Source organism: Prosthecochloris marina (genome assembly GCF_003182595.1).
GTDB lineage: Bacteria > Bacteroidota > Chlorobiia > Chlorobiales > Chlorobiaceae > Prosthecochloris > Prosthecochloris marina.
On the sequence record NZ_PDNZ01000006.1, the window covers coordinates 190,471 to 211,537 of the forward strand.

General features: G+C 47.9%; 17 protein-coding genes. 5 read left to right on the forward strand and 12 right to left on the reverse strand.

Annotation, left to right across the window (positions count from 1 at the left end):
• Positions 1–2: 2 nt before the first annotated feature.
• From CR164_RS09775 to CR164_RS13020, 4 genes are all read right to left on the reverse strand, one after another.
• Complete coding sequence (locus CR164_RS09775) at positions 3–638, reverse strand: hypothetical protein (RefSeq protein WP_146204162.1); 636 nt, start codon at positions 636–638, stop codon at positions 3–5.
• 317 nt (positions 639–955) lie between these two features.
• Positions 956–1,654: an NAD-dependent deacylase gene (locus CR164_RS09780; RefSeq protein ID WP_110023828.1), complete on the reverse strand. Its 699-nt coding sequence runs from the start codon at positions 1,652–1,654 to the stop codon at positions 956–958.
• 63 nt (positions 1,655–1,717) lie between these two features.
• Positions 1,718–2,506, reverse strand: a complete 789-nt coding sequence (locus CR164_RS09785; protein ID WP_146204163.1) for a YncE family protein — start codon at positions 2,504–2,506, stop codon at positions 1,718–1,720.
• A gap of 26 nt (positions 2,507–2,532) precedes the next feature.
• A complete protein-coding gene (locus CR164_RS13020) occupies positions 2,533–2,676 on the reverse strand; it encodes a hypothetical protein (protein WP_153303692.1) in 144 nt (47 codons plus the stop codon).
• Positions 2,677–2,850: 174 nt separating this feature from the next.
• On the opposite strand from CR164_RS13020, the gene elbB reads away from it, so the two are divergent.
• Positions 2,851–3,507, forward strand: coding sequence for an isoprenoid biosynthesis glyoxalase ElbB (gene elbB / locus CR164_RS09790; RefSeq protein WP_110023805.1), 657 nt, complete (start codon positions 2,851–2,853; stop codon positions 3,505–3,507).
• Between the two features lie 79 nt (positions 3,508–3,586).
• Here the strand turns inward: elbB and CR164_RS09795 are convergent, their stop codons facing one another.
• On the reverse strand, positions 3,587–4,453 hold the full coding sequence (locus CR164_RS09795) for an ABC transporter permease (RefSeq protein ID WP_110023806.1): 867 nt from the start codon (positions 4,451–4,453) through the stop codon (positions 3,587–3,589).
• Between the two features lie 209 nt (positions 4,454–4,662).
• Between CR164_RS09795 and ppdK the strand changes: the two genes are divergently transcribed.
• Both ppdK and CR164_RS09805 read left to right on the forward strand, forming a co-directional pair.
• On the forward strand, positions 4,663–7,413 hold the full coding sequence (gene ppdK / locus CR164_RS09800; RefSeq protein ID WP_110023807.1) for a pyruvate, phosphate dikinase: 2,751 nt from the start codon (positions 4,663–4,665) through the stop codon (positions 7,411–7,413).
• 370 nt (positions 7,414–7,783) lie between these two features.
• Positions 7,784–8,458, forward strand: coding sequence for a peroxiredoxin (locus CR164_RS09805; protein WP_110023808.1), 675 nt, complete (start codon positions 7,784–7,786; stop codon positions 8,456–8,458).
• A gap of 170 nt (positions 8,459–8,628) precedes the next feature.
• On the opposite strand, the gene CR164_RS09810 is transcribed toward CR164_RS09805, so the two are convergent.
• Complete coding sequence (locus CR164_RS09810) at positions 8,629–9,147, reverse strand: Fur family transcriptional regulator (RefSeq protein ID WP_239994528.1); 519 nt, start codon at positions 9,145–9,147, stop codon at positions 8,629–8,631.
• Between the two features lie 195 nt (positions 9,148–9,342).
• Between CR164_RS09810 and uvrA the strand changes: the two genes are divergently transcribed.
• Positions 9,343–12,189: an excinuclease ABC subunit UvrA gene (gene uvrA / locus CR164_RS09815; protein ID WP_110023809.1), complete on the forward strand. Its 2,847-nt coding sequence runs from the start codon at positions 9,343–9,345 to the stop codon at positions 12,187–12,189.
• Positions 12,190–12,262: 73 nt separating this feature from the next.
• On the opposite strand, the gene CR164_RS09820 is transcribed toward uvrA, so the two are convergent.
• From CR164_RS09820 to CR164_RS09845, 6 genes are all read right to left on the reverse strand, one after another.
• Positions 12,263–12,910 (reverse strand): HAD family hydrolase, encoded by a 648-nt coding sequence (locus CR164_RS09820; RefSeq protein WP_110023810.1) that lies wholly within the window; start codon positions 12,908–12,910, stop codon positions 12,263–12,265.
• A 15-nt stretch (positions 12,911–12,925) separates the two neighbouring features.
• Positions 12,926–14,011, reverse strand: a complete 1,086-nt coding sequence (locus CR164_RS09825) for an alpha/beta hydrolase (RefSeq protein WP_239994529.1) — start codon at positions 14,009–14,011, stop codon at positions 12,926–12,928.
• 192 nt (positions 14,012–14,203) lie between these two features.
• Positions 14,204–15,268: an SO_0444 family Cu/Zn efflux transporter gene (locus tag CR164_RS09830; protein WP_110023830.1), complete on the reverse strand. Its 1,065-nt coding sequence runs from the start codon at positions 15,266–15,268 to the stop codon at positions 14,204–14,206.
• Positions 15,269–15,352: 84 nt separating this feature from the next.
• A complete protein-coding gene (locus tag CR164_RS09835; RefSeq protein ID WP_110023831.1) occupies positions 15,353–15,727 on the reverse strand; it encodes an ArsR/SmtB family transcription factor in 375 nt (124 codons plus the stop codon).
• 41 nt (positions 15,728–15,768) lie between these two features.
• A complete protein-coding gene (locus CR164_RS09840) occupies positions 15,769–16,476 on the reverse strand; it encodes a DNA alkylation repair protein (RefSeq protein ID WP_110023812.1) in 708 nt (235 codons plus the stop codon).
• Positions 16,473–18,296: a B12-binding domain-containing radical SAM protein gene (locus tag CR164_RS09845; RefSeq protein ID WP_110023813.1), complete on the reverse strand. Its 1,824-nt coding sequence runs from the start codon at positions 18,294–18,296 to the stop codon at positions 16,473–16,475. The genes CR164_RS09840 and CR164_RS09845 overlap by 4 nt, the downstream gene beginning before the upstream one ends.
• Positions 18,297–18,773: 477 nt before the next feature.
• Here CR164_RS09845 and CR164_RS09850 point away from each other — a divergent pair.
• Positions 18,774–21,067: calcium-binding protein (locus CR164_RS09850; protein ID WP_146204164.1), on the forward strand; the 2,294-nt coding region annotated here is incomplete at its 3' end.

The following is a 21,067-nucleotide window of genomic DNA, read 5'->3' on the forward strand; positions in this document are numbered from 1 at the left end:
AGCTACTTATCTCCATGTTTAGGAAACTTTGACTTTCTGTCATTCTCTCTTGCCAAAGCTGCCTCAGATTTCCTTTGAGTTATTTCTTGAACTCTCTTTTCAAACTCTGGTCCCTGAACCGATAGTACTTGAAGCATTTTCTTCACTAACTCTGGGCTGGCATGAATTTCAGGTAAGGAAACATTTCCGTCACGATCAACTCCGAATTCAATCTTTTCAAGCATCTCAACAAAATGCTCTGCCGTGAAACTACCGCTTCTGGCACCAATAACGTTTCCTGTTTTCTCCGTTGAATCGTTGACAGCCTGATATATGCTTTGCATAAGATCTTTTATCAATCCACTCACAATTGAGTTACGGTACCGCACTAAAGAGCCAAGATCATTATCGACAACTTCCTGAACAGGTATCTGTATTTCAGAAGAGTGTGTCTGCATTTGCCCGTCATCGTCCTGGTCGTTATTCTCAGCTATTATCGTACGCCATTTCTTACCATGCGTATATTTAAATACGTTTTCGCTTGGCAAAATTGCCTTTCTCTGCTCTTGTAACGAGGAACCAATATCTTCAAGCATCTCGGCATCAAACTCCGAGATTTTCGAAGTAAAACGAAAAGGAATGATTTGACGTTCTTTCATATGCCCAACTGAAATTCTAAAGACCAAAAGGGAAATGACAACGATATATGTTTGCTATTCGCCGTAACCACTTTTCCTATAATTAGATGCTAGCTTAAATCTTGCAATTTTAATATTACTCATGACAAGATAACACAAAAATAATACACCAAGGAAATCATAAAAGGCAGTTGACCGTTCAGCCTGCTTTTCGCGTCGATAAATCGTCGTGAGCGTTTCGAGAGCAAGGCGAACGGAGCGTAGGAACCGGAGCGTACATGCGAGTACGTGAGGATTCTGAGCACCGCTCAACGCAGCTATCGAAAGGCGTAACAGATTTATCGGCGCGAAACACCGAACAACTCCGGCAACACCTCCCCCGCAGGCCTCTCGAAAACCCGGTCATAGCTTGTTGCCCCGGACGGTTCGGGGTTGATTTCGATACAGTAGGCACCGGATTGTCTCGCAAGGTCGGGAAAACCCGCAGCGGGCCAGACAGTTCCGGAGGTGCCGATACTGATAAACAGATCACAGTTTCTGATGGCTTGGGAAGCCTTGCTCATGACAACCGCATCAAGCATGTCGCCGAACCAGATGATGTCTGGCCTGAGCCGGTTTCCGCAGTCACAGCGGGTTGTTTCGAACTTCTCCCTGTAATCTTCTTTTTTGAAACCGCAGCTTTGGCACCGAAGACGCCAGAGGCTGCCATGCAGCTCGATAACCTCTTTCGATCCTGCCCGCTGGTGCATGCCGTCGATATTCTGGGTCACCACACAGGCGTTGGGTATACCGGCAATCACCCTGTGCCCTTCATGAGGGAGGCAATCGAGTACGGAACGGCGGCGCTTTTCATGGAAACCAAGAACCTTTTCGGGGTCACGGTCGAAAGCCTGCTGGCAGGCATACTCCTCAATACTGTAAGACCCCCAGATTCCTCCTTTGCCCCGGTAAGTCGGCACCCCGCTTTCAGCCGACATGCCCGCACCGGTAAAAAAGAGGATATGTTTGTACGTTGCAGGATTAATGTTTTGCGCCACAAGGTTTAATGCTTTCGGATTCAATGAAGTTACTCTCGGCAATGTTTCTTAAAAGGCCTCTATTTATTGGTAAAAATAACCAAAATAAATCATCTGATCTTTCTGATTGGCAAGGTAAATCGTGTGACGGAAGTTCCACGGCACCGGCTCCCAGGGCTTTTGCGGTGATTCCACACTTTCAGGAAACTGTGGGATTGTTGAAAAATCCTGAATATTGTCAAACGCAACAGCTTCTATCCCGCCCGGCTCTCCCGGCAGTTCGCCACACTCGGCTACAACCTGGCCGAAAAGACTGATAATCACCAGTTTATTTTCAAGGGTATCGCTTGCGATATAGGTCCATGGAGCCGCACTCAGTCCCCGGCAGTTGGTCCCGATAGGCACTTGCAACGTAGCGAGAATGTTACCGGACCGGTCGATCATCTCCAGCACGCTCCCGTCGGAACGCACGAAGTACATCCCGTTGAAAGCCAGCGCGTGGCTGTCCAGCTGCGGTACCTTGATTGTATCGATATGCTTACCCGAATCGGCATCGATTCCTATGATTCTGTCGGCATGCTGATTCAGGGTGCCCAACCCTTCGGTCGCCCAGAGCAGGTTACGGGATTGATCATAAGCCAACCCCGATATCCCCCAGTAGTTCGGCGGGGAGCTGAACCGTCCTGTTTCCTGAGATGCCTTGCGGTAAAGCCGCAAAAAAACAATATCGTCTTCTTTCGGAGTCTGTGTCAAAAAGGCAAGCGCAGGTTTTCCCTCATGCTTTGAAACCGTAAGCGCCGTATCAGATCCGATCGTGGTGTACGGAAAAGGATATGTCCCGGTCTGGTAAAAACGTAATTTTTGATTTACCATAACAACCTCCATCGTTCCCGGCGGTTTCACCGCCATTGAGCATCTAAGTTCGCATACTCTTCAAACACATAGTCACATACTATCAGTAACGACGGGGCAACACTTTTCGATCCCAGACCGGCTGTCGTGTAATAAGCGGATTTCGCAATCTTGCCGATTTTTTTTAACATCGTACAATGATCTCTGATGCCGTTCATCGGCAATCAAGCACAATGTGAATCACCCAGTCCTGTAGATGACCATGAATATCAAACTACTGCTGCTCCTTTTTTGGGGCTTTATCATCTACAATATCATTGCGGCGATTGCCTCATATTTCCTCTAAATCGAAATTTCGAACAATCATGAAAAAAATTGGCGTTCTGTTATCAGGGTGTGGTGTGATGGATGGATCGGAAATCCACGAAGCTGTTCTGACACTCCTTGCCATCGACGTTGCCGGTGCACAGGCAATCTGTATCGCCCCGGACATCAACCAGCATCACGTCATCAATCATGCAACCGGCGAGGAAATGACGGGTGAGACCCGCAACGTGCTCATCGAGTCCGCACGCATTGCGAGAGGCGACGTCAAAAATCTCAAGGATATCCATTCGCTGAACCTCGACGCCCTTATCCTGCCAGGTGGGTTTGGGGCCGCAAAGAACCTGTCGGACTATGCGTTCAAGGGAGCCGATTTTACCGTACTTCCCGACGTTGCCGAAGCTGTACGGTCTTTCTATGAAGCGGGAAAACCACTTGGTTTCATCTGCATCTCTCCGGTTATCGCCGCGAAAGTGCTCGGCAAGGAAAATGTAGAGGTCACGATCGGTACCGATCAGGAAAGCGCCTCGAATATCGAGGCAGTGGGAGCAACACACGTCAACTGCAGGGTTTACAATATTCACGCCAGCAACGACGGTAAAGTGGTCAGCACACCGGCCTATATGCTCGGCCCGACGATCAAGGATGTAGCACAGGGTATCGAGAAACTGGTCAACGCAGTAGTTGCTTTAGCCTGAGAGCAGTGACGAGTGACAGGTAACAAGTGACGAGTTAATTTTCCGTTTGACTTTTGCTCTTTGATTTTTGACTTGACTCTCATTTCTCATACGGCACTCCAATTTCACGGGGTGCCCTCGACTTTCCGACAAAACCGGCAAGCACAAGCAATGTAAGGACATACGGCAAAGCTTGAACAAGCTGCGATGGAATCCATCCTGTCTGTAACCACATTTCGAGGGATTCTGCGCCGGCAAACAAAAAGCTTGCAAGAGCTGCACCTATAGGCATCCATTTCCCGATGATCATTGCCGCAAGCGCTATATACCCTCTGCCCGCGGACATGTTATCGGTAAAGCTGTGCTGTTGAAATGCAAGGAAGACACCGGCAAGAGCTGCAAGCACACCGGAAATCAGAACTCCGGAATATCGCATCAGATCGACGTTTACTCCTGCTGCATCTACCGCTTCGGCACTTTCTCCGGCAGAACGCAGCCTGAGTCCGAAAGGTGTTTTAAAAAGCAGCACGTGACCGATACCAACAACGGCTACAGCACTCAGAAATATCGGATCAAGCAGGACAGAAGAAATCGCGAAACCGTCAATGCGCTCTGAATTCAGGGAACTGCCGAAAAGAATGCTCAGTCCGAAACGCGTTGCCCCTATGACAAGTATGTTTATCGCAATCCCGGTTACAATCTGGTTGACTTTGAGTGTCACCGTAATGAAAGCGTGAAGAAATGCTACCAGAAGACCGCCGAGAATACCGGTGAACACTCCTGTAACGGCCGAACCGGAAAAGTGCTGCCCTACCGCTGCCCCGAACGCTCCCGCAAGAATGAGCCCCTCAAGAGCAAGGTTGATAACACCACCCCTTTCTGAAAACACGGCACCAACAGATGTCAGCACATACGGTACCGAGATACGCAGTACCTGCAAAAGAAAAAGTACCAATGCGGATTCCATGTTACAAAAGTGTTGCTTAGCACCCCAAAAATGATCTTTTCACCCATTTTCCTATCGTATCCGGGCTTCCGATAGTGGATGGCTGGTGTAAATTTTTTATTACATTTATTTGACGAAACGCGTTTCAAAATAAACATCTTCGTCTTTTTGACATAGATCATTTATCGAGTTTTTGTTTTCCGGTTCAATTCAATTTTCATACCAAAGACATGCCAAATCCCCGACCAAACACCCTTCAGGGTTCCGATAAGCAGTATATTTACAATTTTTCAGGTGGAAGCGCAGATGGTGATGCTTCGATGAAAAATCTCCTTGGCGGTAAAGGAGCGAATCTTGCCGAAATGGCAAATATCGGCCTCCCTGTTCCTCCTGGATTTACAATTTCCACGGAGGTATGTACCCATTACTACGACAACCAGAAAACCTACCCCGACGGATTGTTCGAAACCGATATCCCGAAAGCCCTGCATACAATAGAGGAACAGCTTGGGAAAAAATTCGGCGATACAAATAACCCGCTCCTTTTATCGGTCCGTTCCGGCTCCAGAGCTTCCATGCCCGGTATGATGGATACGATTCTCAACCTTGGTCTGAACGATAACACCGTCGAAGGGCTTGCTCGAAAATCAGGCAATCCAAGGTTTGCCTGGGACTGTTACCGCCGTTTTGTCCAGATGTACGGAGATGTGGTACTCGGCCTCAAACCGGCAAACAGCAAACAAAAAGATCCTTTCGAGGAAATTCTCGAAGCGAGAAAACAAGCTCTCGGCAAAAAGCTGGATACCGAACTGGACGCCGACGATCTGAAACATGTGGTTTCCGCCTACAAAACTGCAATAAAGGAAGAAACCGGTAAAAGTTTCCCCGAAGATCCTATGGAGCAGCTCCGGGGAGCAATCAGCGCTGTATTCGGAAGCTGGAATAACGAACGCGCCATTGTTTACAGAAAGCTCAATCATATTCCCTCTTGGTGGGGCACCGCCTGTAATGTTCAGGCAATGGTTTTCGGCAACATGGGTAATACCTCCGGAACAGGAGTAGCGTTCACCAGGGATGCCGCAAGCGGTGAGAATATTTTCTATGGGGAATATCTGATGAACGCCCAGGGTGAAGATGTGGTCGCGGGTATCAGAACCCCTTTTAAAATAGTCCAGTTGAAAGAGGAAAACCCTGAAATATACCACCAGCTTGACCGTATTCGTACACGGCTCGAACAGCATTATCATGATATGATGGATATCGAGTTTACCATTGAAAACGGAAAACTCTTCATGCTACAGTGCCGCGTCGGTAAAAGAACCGGACTCGCTGCAATAAGAATTGCCTACGATATGTGCCGGGAAGGCCTGATTGATGAAAAGGAAGCCCTTTTGCGCATCGAACCCGAACAGCTGAATCAACTCTTGCGCCCCGTATTCGATCTCAGGCAAAAACAGGTTGCCATCGACAATGGCAGGCTCCTTGCAACCGGCCTCAACGCAGGACCAGGAGCGGCAACCGGCAACATTTATTTCAATGCTGTCGACGCTCAAGCCGCTAAAAATCGTGGAGAACAGGTAATTCTGGTCAGAATCGAAACCTCCCCTGAAGACATCAAGGGAATGTCCATTGCCGAAGGAATACTTACCGAAAGGGGAGGAATGACCTCTCATGCCGCTCTTGTAGCAAGGCAGATGGGCAAGGTCTGTGTCGCAGGCTGCGGAGCGCTTAACATCGATTACAACAACGGAATACTTCGGGTTAACGGTCACGACACCGTCTTGCATCAGGGAGACCCCATCTCTCTGGATGGAACGACAGGAGAAGTTATTGAAGGAACTATAACCACAAGAAATTCCGAAGTCATCGAAGTTCTCGCCGATAAAACGCTTATACCTGAAGAAGCTCCCATCTGGCAAATTTTCGATCAGTTCATGCAATGGGCCGACAAGTACCGCAAACTGCAGGTAAGAGCCAATGCCGACCAGCCTGATCAAGCGGAACTTTCTGTAAAACTCGGAGCTGAAGGTATCGGGCTGTGCAGAACGGAACATATGTTTTTCGGTGGAAACCGTATCGATGCAATGCGGGAAATGATTCTTGCCGAAGATATGGACGGCAGAAAAGCGGCACTGGAAAAGCTGCTGCCTTTTCAGCGTGAAGATTTTTACGGCCTTTTCAAGACAATGGGATCCCGCCCGGTTACCATAAGACTTCTCGATCCCCCTCTGCACGAATTCCTGCCCGCAAACGATGAAGAAATTGCAGACCTCGCGAAAAAAATCGGAAAACCCCTCGACGAGATCAGGAACCGCATCAAGGATCTGCGTGAGGCCAACCCAATGCTTGGTCTACGCGGGTGCCGTCTGGGGATCATTCATCCTCAAATCCCCGCCATGCAGGTGCGAGCGATTATCGAAGCTGCCTGTATGATAAAAAAAGAAGGGTATGACATTACTCCTGAAATCATGGTTCCGCTTGTTGGAAACGTCAAAGAACTCGAAGTTACCGGTGAAATCATCCATAAAACAGCCAGAAGCGTCATGGCCGAGCAGGAGACCGGTGTTCAATACCTTGTCGGCACAATGATCGAAGTACCCAGAGCCGCTGTTACCTCGGGGGAAATTGCAAAAGCCGCCGACTTTTTCAGTTACGGGACGAATGACCTTACCCAGATGGGGCTCGGCATGAGCCGTGATGACTCGGGTCAATACCTGCCATCCTACCAGGACCTCGATATATATGCACGAAATCCTTTCGAGTCCATCGATACAGACGGTGTGGGATTTCTGGTAAAGCTGTCCGCCAAAGAAGGGCGAAGTGTCAAAAAAGATCTCAAGCTTGGCATTTGCGGTGAGCACGGCGGCGATCCTACAACCATTGAATTCTGCAACACAATCGGGCTTAACTATATTTCATGCAGCCCGTTCCGAATTCCTGTTGCAAGGCTGGCAGCAGCCAGGGCAGCATTACGTTCCTGAAATCCAGCGTTCAACACCTGATGCATGGCACCAACTGTAAGCTGGTGCCATAGCAAGTCATGCCCCTGATCGCCGAACGATAGAACCGTTCTCGAGGGAAAAAGCGGTAAATGGCGCTGCCCATTACCATAAAAGCCCTTGAAACCGGCTTTCGACCTGACCAGATATCATCAGTACATATTGTTAATCCTTCCCCTTGGGATACCGGCGTCACCGAAGCAATCAAATACTCTGGCTTCTCCTGTTTCCAGGATGGATTAAAAAAGAATAAAAATTAATTAAGAATTATTATGATTTATCTCAAAAAAAACTATATTGAAACAGTTTGTTACAATGAACAGCCTACATAAACAAAATCCAGGAGAAAGCCATGTCACAACAATTCGATGACGACATGTATTTTGAGATGTCAATGCCGTTACTTGGTGATGATTTTCCCGAACTCAACGTACAGACAACTCATGGGCCAATGAATATCCCCGGTGACCTCAAAGGTTCATGGTTTGTCCTTTTCAGTCATCCGGCTGATTACACCCCGGTGTGTACGACAGAATTTGTCGCTTTCCAGCAGAGGTTCGAAGAATTTGACAAAATCGGGTGTAAGCTGATCGGTATGAGCGTCGATCAGGTATTCTCTCATATCAAATGGGTGGAATGGATCAAAGAGAACCTCGATGTCGATATTGCGTTCCCGATTATTGCCGCAAATGATCGTATCGCGAGTCAACTCGGTATGCTGCACCCCGGGAAAGGCACCAATACGGTCCGCGCCGTGTTTGTCGGCGATCCTGAAGGAAAAGTCAGGCTTGTCCTTTACTACCCGCAGGAAATCGGCAGAAACATGGATGAAATCCTTCGCGCAGTGAAAGCCTTGCAGACCTCGGACAACAACAAAGTTGCCATTCCTGCAGACTGGCCGGACAATGCACTGTTGAAAGACCGTGTTATCATTCCACCAGCCAACAATGTCGAAGATGCCAAAAAGCGGCCCGAACAGTATGAATGCTATGACTGGTGGTTCTGTCATAAAAAGCTCGAGAAGTAAGTAAAGGTTAGCCGACCCGGCACCATAACAAAAAAAGAGGCTGTCTTTTTCAGACAGCCTCTTTTTTTTAACCATCCTCGGGCAGCGGAGCGCGACCCGGGAATCCAAAAAAACTATTTCACAGATCTTCTCGGCGATTCATTGGCTATCGTGCAACTTCTTTTGCTGCATCAGGAATTCTCATGATCATGATGCACAGCGGATCCTTCTGCACATTGAGGACATATCCCCCTTATAATCACTCGCTTTCCAAGCACGGTAAAATTTCTGGTAATTCTTTCAGGAATAGGTATCGCATCGAGATCGCTGTCACAAAAATCGATGATAGCACCACACTTTATACAATGCAGATGATGATGGGGCGCAATATCCGTATCATAACGCTTCACCCCGGAATGAGATTCAACGGTATCAATAACTCCGATATCGGCAAACGTCAACAGAGCTCTGTTGACAGTGTCAAAAGACATCGTAGGATATTCCTGAACAATTTTCTTATAGACCACATCAGCCGAAGGATGCTCCGACGAAGCAAGTAATTTTCTGTATATCGCGAGCCGCTGTGGAGTCACTTTCAACCCATGTCCTCTACAACGCTGGATAAACTGCTCGACCAATCCCTGTGAATATTCCTCTTCCATACGTTTTTCCATCATTTCACCTGCAATCGTAAAAAAACGGACAACCATAGTCTCCTTTAAAGGTAACAAAAAAATAACAAAGAATAAATCCTATGTAATAGAAACACACCCCCAAAGAGAACCTTGACGGTGTTTGTATCAAAACAAATTCAGGGTTCGGTCATTGTTCATCGCTTTTGACTCCTTGCTTTGTTGAACAAGATTTGATATATAGCTCCTCTTGCATCGTGCACAGCAGCCATCATGACAGCATTCAACAAGATCAGCATACGGGGAGCCCGGGTTCACAACCTCAAGAACATCTCACTGGATATACCGCGAAACAAGTTCGTGGTTATAACCGGTATTTCAGGTTCAGGAAAATCAAGCCTGGCATTCGATACCATCTATGCCGAAGGACAACGCCGGTTCATGGAAACACTCTCGGCCTACGCCCGTCAGTACATAGGTAATATCGAACGTCCAGATGTCGACCTTATCGAAGGATTGTCCCCGGTCATATCGATCGACCAAAAAAGCACCAGCCGGTCTCCCCGCTCAACGGTAGGCACCATTACAGAAATACATGATTTTATTCGCTTGCTGTTTGCAAAAGCAGGGAGACTGCACGATCCCAAAACCGGCAGGGAACTGCAAAAACAATCGGAAGATTCGATTGCAAATGCCATTTTCTCCCTGCCTGAAGGCACAAAAGTCCAGATACTCTCACCGCTGGTTACCGGTAGAAAAGGACACTATCGCGAACTTTTCGAAAAACTTCTTCAAAAAGGCTTTCTACGAGTACGCATTGACGGCGAATTCAGAGAGATGGAAAAAGGCATGCAGCTCGAACGATACAAAAGCCACACTGTGGAGCTCGTCGTCGACAGGCTTGTTATACAACCGGACATAAAAGAACGATTGAAACAGTCTGTCACCCTGGCCATCGGCATGTCGGAACACAAGTCGGCAGTAATCTGCGTTCCGTTCGAAAGTGAAACCCCGGAGCAGTTCTACAGCACAAAATATGCCTTTTCCGACGGTACGGTACCGCTTGACACGCTCGCCCCGAACAATTTCAGCTTCAACTCACCTTACGGAGCCTGCCCAACCTGCAACGGTCTCGGAGAAATCCGGAAACTTTCAGCTGAGCTTATGGTGCCTGATAAAACCCTTTCACTGAACCAGGGTGCTATCGAACCTTTCGGAAAACCGGGCAAGCGCAACCTCTGGCAAGTGGTTAAAGCCATAGCGAAACGCTATAATTTTACCCTTGACACTCCTGCGCAAAAAATACCGGACGAGGCTTTGAACATCCTTCTCAACGGCTCAGGCAAAGCCTCGTTCGACGTCACATACAGTTATGCCGGAAAAGATTATATCTACCCGCAGGGTTTCAATGGAGCCATCGCTTATGTTGAAGAGCTTCAGAAAAATTCCAGCTCATCAAAAATCAGGGAATGGGCTGAAAGCTTCATGACAAAACAGCTTTGCCCGGAATGCGGAGGATCCCGCCTTCGTAAGGAAAGTCTTAGCATCACCATCAATGAGCGTAACATCCATGAAGTCGAATCTCTCCCTCTACCGGCAACGCTTGATTTTTTCCACGATCTACCGGTTCGTCTTACGGAAAAAGAACGAATGATCGCAACCCCGATCCTCCATGAAATAACCAAACGTCTTGAATTTCTCCTCAATGTCGGGTTGGGCTACCTTACCCTGAGCCGCAGTTCTCAAACACTTTCCGGTGGTGAAGCCCAACGGATACGGCTTGCCTCTCAACTGGGCTCCCAGCTTAGCGGTGTGCTCTATGTTCTTGACGAACCAAGCATCGGACTGCACCAGCGGGACAATCACAAACTTATCGACTCGTTACAGAACCTCAGAGATATCGGCAATACTGTTCTCGTAGTCGAGCACGACAAGGACACCATGCTGATGGCTGATGAAATAATCGACCTCGGTCCTGGTGCAGGTGAACATGGAGGAGAAGTCGTTGCCCAAGGGCACGTATCGACCCTTGATGAACATTCCATAACTGCGTCTTACCTAAGGGGCGAGCAAAAAGTCCGAACAGAAAAAACGGAAAAAAAAATCAGGGAGTCGAATGTCCTGAGCCTCAAGGGTTGCAGGGGCAACAACCTTAAAAATATCGATGTTCGCTTTCCTCTCGGCACGTTCATCTGCATAACCGGTGTCAGCGGTTCCGGAAAGTCCACCTTGATAAACGAAACGCTTTACCCTATTCTTGCGAGACATTTTTACCGTTCAAAACTGCTGACCCACCCCTATGACAGCATAGACGGACTTAAACATATCGACAAGGTAGTCAATGTGGACCAGTCCCCCATCGGTAGAACCCCCCGCTCCAACCCAGCGACCTATACCGGAGCATTCACCTTTATCAGGGAGTTTTTCGCTCGGCTGCCGGAAGCCCAGATAAGGGGGTATAAGCCGGGACGCTTCAGCTTCAATGTCAAAGGAGGGCGATGCGAAACCTGTCAGGGTGCCGGCACAAAAAAAATCGAGATGAATTTTCTGCCCGACGTCTACGTGCAGTGCGACACCTGCAAGGGCAAGCGTTACAACCGGGAAACCCTGCAGGTAAAATACAAAGGCAAATCAATCTCTGACGTATTGGACATGACGGTTGAAGAGGCTGGAGAATTTTTCACCGACTTTCCCCGTATACAACGGATTCTCTCAACGATGCAGAGCGTCGGGCTTGGCTATATAAAGCTTGGCCAGCCTTCTCCCCTGCTTTCCGGCGGCGAAGCTCAGAGGATCAAGCTTTCCGCAGAACTTGCAAAAGTGCAGACCGGAAAAACGCTTTACATCCTCGATGAACCGACCACCGGCCTGCACTTTCAGGATATTCAGCACCTGCTCGATGTCCTGCAGAGGCTTGTCAACAAAGGTAATACCGTTATCGTCATCGAGCACAACCTCGATATCATCAAAAATGCCGACTGGATCGTAGATCTCGGCCCTGAAGGCGGAGATGATGGGGGGACCCTTATAGCTGAAGGCCCTCCATCCCAAATCATCGAACGCCCGGATTCATATACCGGAAGGTTTCTTGCAAAAGAAATGAACGTCACGGATAATTAGGTCACCTTTAAAAAGCGTTATGAACGGTTCGAGCACCACTCCCAAGGCAGCCAATCGAAACACACAATACGTTTTAGCGGTGACCTTTAGAAAGGTGTTTCAGCACTCCTGAAACGTCTTTTTCGATTGCAGAGGCATGCTCGAATTTTTGAATGCGGGTAAGATGGTTCGGAACGACAATACAGGCGATACCTGCAGCGTTTGCCGAGGCAAGTCCCCTTTCAGAGTCCTCAACAGCAAGTGCGTTTTCCGGCTTTACACCCAGCCGTTCAAGAGCAGTAAGATATGGTTCGGGATGGGGCTTGGTTTCAAATACATCGTCATGAGTGATGACAACGTCGAAATAACCGTTCAGGCCATTCAAGCGATGCATCAGTTCAACCTTTTCACGGGGGCTCCCGGTAACGACCCCCTGCTTGAAACGACCTGAAAGAGCGTCGAGCGTTTCACGAACTTTCGGCCGAAGGGCAATAGGCTGTTGAAGGGCTTCGAGAAACCTGCGATCTCGCAATTCTATGATCTGATCGACCTGTTCCGCGCTCATGCCGAACTCATGAGCCACCTGCCGTGTTCGTTTTGCCTTGCCCAGATATTCTATTCCCCAGTATTCCTCTCGCAGCATAAATCCGAAATCGGCAAACAGTTCCTGCGTCAATTCAAAGAAAATTGTTTCGCTGTCGAGAAGAAGCCCGTCATTATCCCATAAAATCGCATGTATCATTGCTCTTCCTTTTCCTTACTCCTTGAACCTCCAGTAAAATCCATCCGTCGTATCGACCGCTTCGAGAGAAAAACGTTCATCGGCCTGTAAATCCTCATTGATGATATAATAGATATCCGAGAGCACGGATCTCGAGCGGTTGAAATAAGAATGACCAAGAAAGCTTGTATCGACACCGGTTGCATCGATGGTTTCAATTTCCGGAACAATAAGTGGAATTCCTTCGACCTCTCCTACTCTCGGAAAACCGTGAATTCTCCGAGACGCCTTCAGCGCTTTATCTTCACTCGATGCGTAGATGGTAACAAACGAGCCCGACCTACCGAGCTTTTCTGCAATATCCCTTTTGAAAATTCCCGTATCGATATCAGGAGCCACAAGCAGTAAGGCTTTGAAATGACGTTTCAGATCCTGTCGTTCCTCGATCAGCTCCAGAAAAGCATCGGTCAGAATCCTATTACCCATACTGTGAGCCAAGAGGTAGATGCTTTTTGAACCCGACTTTACAGCAATATCTTCAAGAAATTTTTTAAGATTGTTCTTCGACCATCTCACGCTGGTTTCGTCCGCAGGATACCCGCTCACCTTCCCCCTCGAAGGCCAGCTGTAAAATACCGGGCACCCTTCAAAACCAAGGTCTGCCACTATCTGCGCCATGTTATGTGCAGCTTTTTCAAATGTCATGTTGTATCCATGCAGAAACAGAAGCAATTGCTTATCGACCGAACGGTTGACACATCCTTGCATCTCTGTGAAAAAAGCCTGCCTGTCATACACACAGACGTCGATGAGAACAACATGCTCCGCACTGTCTTCTTTGAATACCGGACGTTCCAGCTCTCCGATACGATGATCGAACGGCAGTGACACGGTGCAGACACCGTAGGCAACATCCCCACGTTCAAACCCGAACACCTTACCCGGCTCCGTTGCATCCGTTCGATTCCTGTCGGTCCCGAACAACATCCTGACCGGAGGTTCAGGGTATTCCTCCAAAGCACTCGCAGCTGTGGATGCGCATCCACCAAGCAGAAAACAAAGCAGAATCAGATACCCCGGAGAGTGCCTTTTCCATAAAACCATGGCTCGATCATTTGACACTTTGCTTGATTTTATCCGTAAAATACAAAGCAAAAACCATTAACAAGAGCATACCCTGCAAAGACTCTCCCCCTAAAAGCACCTCCGCTCAGAGTCTCATGTAGCCCGATGCAACAGGAAGCCCTTGCCTGCAGGCCGGAACCGGCAAAGCAATTGTATTTGCAGAACAAATACAATAAAAAGAGGCGCTCATTATTTGTTCCCGGACAGGTAGGGGCGAATTATCAGAATAAGCAGCACAATCGAAGAACCAACGGCGATAATCCCACCATCTTCATGAGAAGCGTTCTGAATCCAGTCCGCTATGTCAAATCCAAGAAGCCCGTAGAGATTATTGACAACCATACCGGCCGCAAAAGACATGACGATGATAACAGCGAGATACACGATAACAGCTTTTTTACCAAGAATCCTTGAAACCACCGTCAGCGAAGCAATATTGGTTGCAGGTCCTGCGAGAAGAAAAACAAGAGCAGCACCAGGGGAAATGCCTTTCAATGCAAGAGCTGCTGCTATCGGGGTAGAGGCGGTTGCACAAACATAAAGCGGTATGGCAATTGCCAGCATCAACAGCATCGAAAGATACTCGTTTCCAAAATACACGCTCACGATTTCCGGAGAAAGAAACACCGATATCAATCCTGCCAGAACAATTCCTAACAGGAACCATTTACCGATATCCTGCAAAAGTTCACCAAAAGCAAACGTCATTCCCCCCCTTAGTTTAGCGGTGAAAGATTGCTTTTTCTCGTTTTTTTGTTCACAACAGCATGAGTTGCTGCATGATGAACCCGAAGCAGCAGAAACAACGGCCGGCTCTGCATCGATGCCATTTCTATCCGTGTACAAAACCGCCATCCCGGCTGCAACAGCCGTGAAGAATGACACAACGGGCCTGATTACCGTCATGAGCGGATCAAGAAGGGCATACGTTACGGCTATTGAATCAACCCCGGTCTCCGGAGTCGATATCAGAAAAGAGGTTACCGCCCCTTTACCGGCTCCTTGTTCTTTCAGCCCGGCAGCGGCAGGAAGAACCCCGCAGCTGCACAATGGCACCGGAACCCCTAAAGCCGATGCTTTCACAATACTCGATGCACCTTTCCCCCCGAGATGTTTCGTTATAAAATCATGGGGCAGAAACGCTTTGAAAAGCCCTGCGACAAAAAAACCAAGAAGCACATAAGGAGCTGATTCAAGCAGAACTCCCCAGGATGCGAGTACAATCTCATAGATACTATCAAACAACGTCCTGATCGTTTTCGAAATTATAAATAGCGCCAATTTTTACAAACAAATATTCACATGACAATATATTCATATGAAATTTAAAAAAAATTATTACCTACGGCACATCGGTTCACTTACATGCTCCAAACCCAGTTCTATGAGCTTTTGAATATGCACATCATCGAGAGAGTAAAACACATTCTTCCCCTCTTTTCTCGATTTGACGATCTTGCCCGCTCTGAGAACCCTCAACTGGTGAGAAACTGCCGACTGGCTCATATCAAGAAGCACGGTAAGATCACAGACACAAAGCTCGGCATGATAGAGGGCATTGAGAATCCTTACCCGAGTATGATCCCCAAGCGCTTTGAACAACTCCGCAAGATCCTGCAACGTTTCCTGGGGCATCATGGCATTCTTTGCTTTCTGCAGCGAATCAGGATGAAAACACTCTTCCTGGCAAACATCTTCTTTTTTTTCAGTCATGGAATCGGCTGTAATGGATGTAAAACGGTTACGTTCTGTCATCATACTGTTCCTTGAAGATATTTTTTTCTTTCCCCTTTAGGAAACCGCTCTATGGCATAACGAAGCATCGTCCGGGGCATATCTCTGTAATGCTTCCCGAGAAAGGCTTTCTCAACAGAAACATTCCGTTTGCCTATTTCCCTGAGAACCCATCCGACAGCTTTGTGGATCAGATCCTCGGGGTCATGTATCAAGAGTTCCGAAATAGTCAACGCTTCATTAAAGTTGTTCTTCCGAACACAATGAAATGTAGAGAGTATGGCAACTCTTCTTTCCCAGAGAACCTCCGATTGTGCGAGTCTGTAAAGAACCCCTTTATCCCTCTTTTCCAACCATGGACCGACGATATAGGGTGCTGAAATGTCGACAAGATCCCAGTTATTGACAAACTTCAAATTGTCGAGATAGAGCGTATAAATCGTTTCACGTAAAGTACTATCGCCTTTTTCGAATTTCCTCATCAGAACAAGGAGCGCAAAAAACCGCTCTTCATGAAAAGGGGAAGCAAGCAGATGCCTGGCTTCGGCCAATGAGATGCTTTGATATTTCCTGGCATACTTTCTGAGTACCGGAACTCTGATACCATGGAACCGGTCCCCCTCACCATACTCCCCTTCGCCTGTTTTGAAAAAGTGCCGCGAATGCTCGGCAATTACCGGATCGGCAACACTCTCTAAAACACGGTGTATTTCTTCAGCCGTTATCATGGTTTTCCTGCACTCCCGTTGAGTGAACGGTAAACAAGCAGTGTCAACTGCCGGAGAAGTGACCACATGCCCGGCTCTCCAAGAATGGGAAAAAACATGGTACCCCATTTGTCCGGATTGTTTCTGACACATTCGTTCCTGTAGAGCATCCCCATCAGTGTGTCCTCAGGAACGTTCCTCACGAAACCAGTCAAACTTTCGAGAGATATGACAGGATTTCTTCTTTTTTTTGTTTCAGAAAAATCATTTTTCACCAGTACTTTACACTCCTCCCCGTTCTGATGAACTTCAATGGCAAGCTGCTTACCCTGTGAATGCTGCAGGGTGAGGGCAAAAGGTTTGCTCATCTGTTTTATCGAAGATTTTTTTTCGACAACTCCCGCCTCATTATCTGCAAGCAACAGAAAAGAGTCATAAAGAATATCCCTGACCTCACGTTCACCAAGGCTTTTGTTGCCGAAAAGCAGGACGCAATGCTGGAAAAGGTCTCTTAGAAGCACAAGGCACACCTGCCTGGCACTTTTCCTTTTTATCATAGAAGGAAGTGATCCGAAAGCTGTAAAACAATAAATCATCATGGTGGCAAGTTCAGTACGGGTCATTGTTCCTGCTTCAATAACGGGACAGAAGTTATTGTAGAGATCCCAGTCGTGCGTTACAATCTTTTTTTTCTCTTCATATTCCCTGTAGACTTTCGTTCCGGGATAGGGAGTCATCACGAAAAACAAAGACTTCCTGAGCCCCACACTACGAGCAAATTCAGGATATGCCTTGGTATCCTCCTTGTTCTCGTTGTTATGGCCAATGATAAAAAAACCTTCCGTACCAATACCATATCTACTTGCGAGCTCTATGGCTTTCTGTACTTCATCATGGGTATTTTTCTTTTTCATGAGCTTGAGAGTTTCCTGGTTCGGGCTTTCGATACCCAGACCGATCTTTTTCAACCCTACTCTGCGAAGCTTGTCGAGCACTCTTTCAGAACGAAGTACGTCCTTCGCCCTGGTTTCAGTGGTTATCCTGAAATTTGTCAATTCCCGCTCTATCATCATATCGCAGATCTCCTCAACACGCTCGATATCCGTCAGAAAGTTCGCATCCCAGATTTTGAGATATTTCTTTTTTGCCGGATCATGTATAAGAGCGATTTCATCCACGACATTCTCCGGACTTCTTCCCCTCCATTTCTTGTGCATCTGGTCATTGGCACAGAACGAACAAGCCCATGGGCATCCTCTGGAAGTAAAAATGGTATCTACCGAATAGTCCTGTCCCTTTTCACCGTAACGTTCCGGGCGAAGGCTGCGCAAAGGAAAAGCAATGGTATCGACATCACGGATTGTCTCCCTCGGTCCGTTGTAGACAATACCGCCATTCTCCCTGAAAGCTATTCCCTTCACATTGCGTGACGGACCGTTAAGAACCAACTCACGAAAAGTGTTTTCACCTTCGCCTGCAACAACAACGTCCACACTTGAAAGCTTCAGCACCTCTTCGTGCATGGCTGTAGGGTGAAAACCGCCCATGACAACGAAAGCCCCTTGTGTCCTGGCGATTTCTGCGAGTCTCTTCGCGTTATTGAAGCCTCCGGTCATTGATGAAATCCCCACCAGTTCGATCCGATGTCGTTTCAACAACCTCTCGAAACTGTCAAACAGGGCACTGTTATAATAATTGTCCGGAATAACAAGACTCTCCACATCGCCTTCGATCGATGCAGCCAGGGAACAGATGCCGATGATATCGGAAACATACTGGGGAAACGGAAAGGATGCAGCCTGAGGCGCCTCAACAAGACAAACATGGTTGAAATAAGCCATAGTTTCGATTGATTACAGTTTTTCGTGCTGCAAGCACTATCCTTGTTCATTGAAAAAAGACACGCAATACCCTCATCTAAACCGTAAATCATCATCCACGCTATGGCATGAAGACAAAACAGCAAACCATACTTGCGCCTCTCCTGCAAAAGCCCGGATAAAGCTTTCAATACTCACCGCCCACCCCTAAAAGCTTGCATAACTGAAAAACATATGTAACAATTGTAAACTTTTAGTCAAACAAAAAAATACGTCAACTACACATTACATAAAGCTTAACTCTTTTTTAAAAAAAATTATGACCTATTTATAATTACCTTGAATGTGGATAAAAACGTTTATCAATTGCCCAAAAAACACTTCAGTCACTTTCCCAAAGAAGTATATTTTCTTTAAATTTTACTTTAGCACGCTTATTTGCTTAATAACCACTTCGCACTCAACTGCAAAAAAAAACACTCCAACCCCCACGATATCATGGTAGAAAAAAAATATGAAAGTGAGGAAAACAACCTCATTGCGCCCGAGAACAATGGCCTCGATCAGCTTGTCGAAGCAATTCAGAACGATCCAGGGCTTGAAGGCAGAATTTCACAGCAAGATATAGAAGGCGGAGCCAAAGCCGCTGCAGCCATGAACGACATCATCACCGAAGCTGTCGAGGCAACCGGAGCGATGGATGACGGAATAATATCCGGAGATGATGTACGGGAGATCAATACCTATATCAGGACAAACTACCAGCAGGAATGGATCGACTTGCACGGTGATGACGAAAACGGTGTGGAAACCGGGTTCCACCTGGTCCAAAACGACGGGGCAGCCCTGCGATACCGTGGAGACAATCTGATAAACACGGTTGCTGACGGCATCTATCATCTCGGCTTTGAAATTCAGGGGGACTATATTCTCAATGAAGACGGTGACCAGAATGCTTCGGTTGATCAGGTTGCAGAGTGGCTGACGCAGTTCTACACCGACCACTCGACAACGGGTACCGGCTTGGATAGAATCACCGATACGGTCATGGCAGATAAAGGGCTTGACAAGAACATCACCGATGAGGAAATTGCCGAAGCCGCCGACACAGCCAACCGAATGAATGAAATCATCGATGAAGCCATCAGGGAAACCGGTGTTGCCGAAGACAAAAAGATCTCGGCCGATGATATCGTCCTCATCAACCAGTACATTCAGGGTAATTATCACGATGAATGGGTAGAACTTCACGGAGATGATGAAAATGGAATTGAAACCGGGTTCCACCTGGTTCAAAACGATGGCGCTTCTACACGGATGTTCGGTGAGAACTTCGTCAATACGGTGGCCGACGGCATTTACCACCTGGGATTCGATATAGAAGGAGATTATATCCTCAATGAAGACGGCAACCGCAATGCAAGTCTCGAGGATCTCGCCAGTTGGGTACAGTATTACTATGTCGACCAGTCGGATACCGGCACCGGTCTCGACCGGCTCACCGATGCGGTAAAAACCGATCCCGGCCTGGCCCGAAACACCGACGCCGACGACATCAATACAGGCGCTGATGCGGCAAACAGGATGAATGAAATCATCGTCGAAGCTATTGAAAACACCGGAGTAGCCGGTGACGGAAGGATTTCGGTAGACGATGTACGAACCATCAATGCTTATATCCGCGAGCATCATCTCGACGAATGGACCGAACTCCATGGTGATGATTTCGACAACGGCGACGAAACTGGCTTCCATCTTGTGCAAAACGATGGCAGCAACATACAGTTTCGTGGCGACAACCTGATCAACACGGTTGCTGACGGCATCTATCATCTTGGGTTTGAAATCGAAGGCGACTACATCCTCAACGAAGACGGAGACCAGAATGCAAATCTCGGCGATCTGGCAACATGGCTCAACTACTACTACCTGGACAAAGAGATTATCTACGGCTCAGAAGAGGCCGACACTGTCAGGGGCCTGAACCATGCCGAAGAAGTCCATGCAAGAGGGGGAGATGACAAAGTCTACCTTGACGCCGGTGATGATATTGCCGATGGGGGCGATGGCAATGATGTTCTCTTCGGCGGTGCCGGAAACGACATCCTTATCGGAGGAAGCGGGGATGATAAGCTCTACGGTCAGGAAGGAAAAGACATCATAGCGGCACAGGAAGGTAACGATTATATCCGCGGCGGTGATGACGATGACTACCTGCATGCCGGTAGCGGCAACAACCGGATCTACGGTGGAGACGGGAACGATGTGCTGATCGCTGAAGACGGCGATGATATAATGCATGGGGATGATGGTGACGATACGTTTGCGGGAGGGAGTGGTGACGACAAGTTGTATGGGGGTAACGGCGACGACAGCCTCGATGCCGGAGAAGGAAACAACAAAATATACGGCGGTGCCGGGAACGATACCATCACTGCCGGTGACGGTCACGACACCATGAGCGGTGACGACGGCATCGACACCATCACCGGAAATGGCGGTGATGACAAGCTCTACGGCGGAACCGGCAACGACCTTCTCTACGGGGGAACCGGCGACGACTACCTCTATGGGCAGGATGATAACGATACGCTCCTTGGTGAAGAGGGTGACGACTATCTCAACGGCGGGAACGGCGATGATCACCTTGACGCCGGAGAAGGGAACAACAAAATATACGGCGGTGCCGGGAACGATACCATCACTGCCGGTGACGGTCACGACACCATGAGCGGCGATGACGGTATCGACACCATCACCGGAAACGGCGGTGATGACAAGCTCTACGGCGG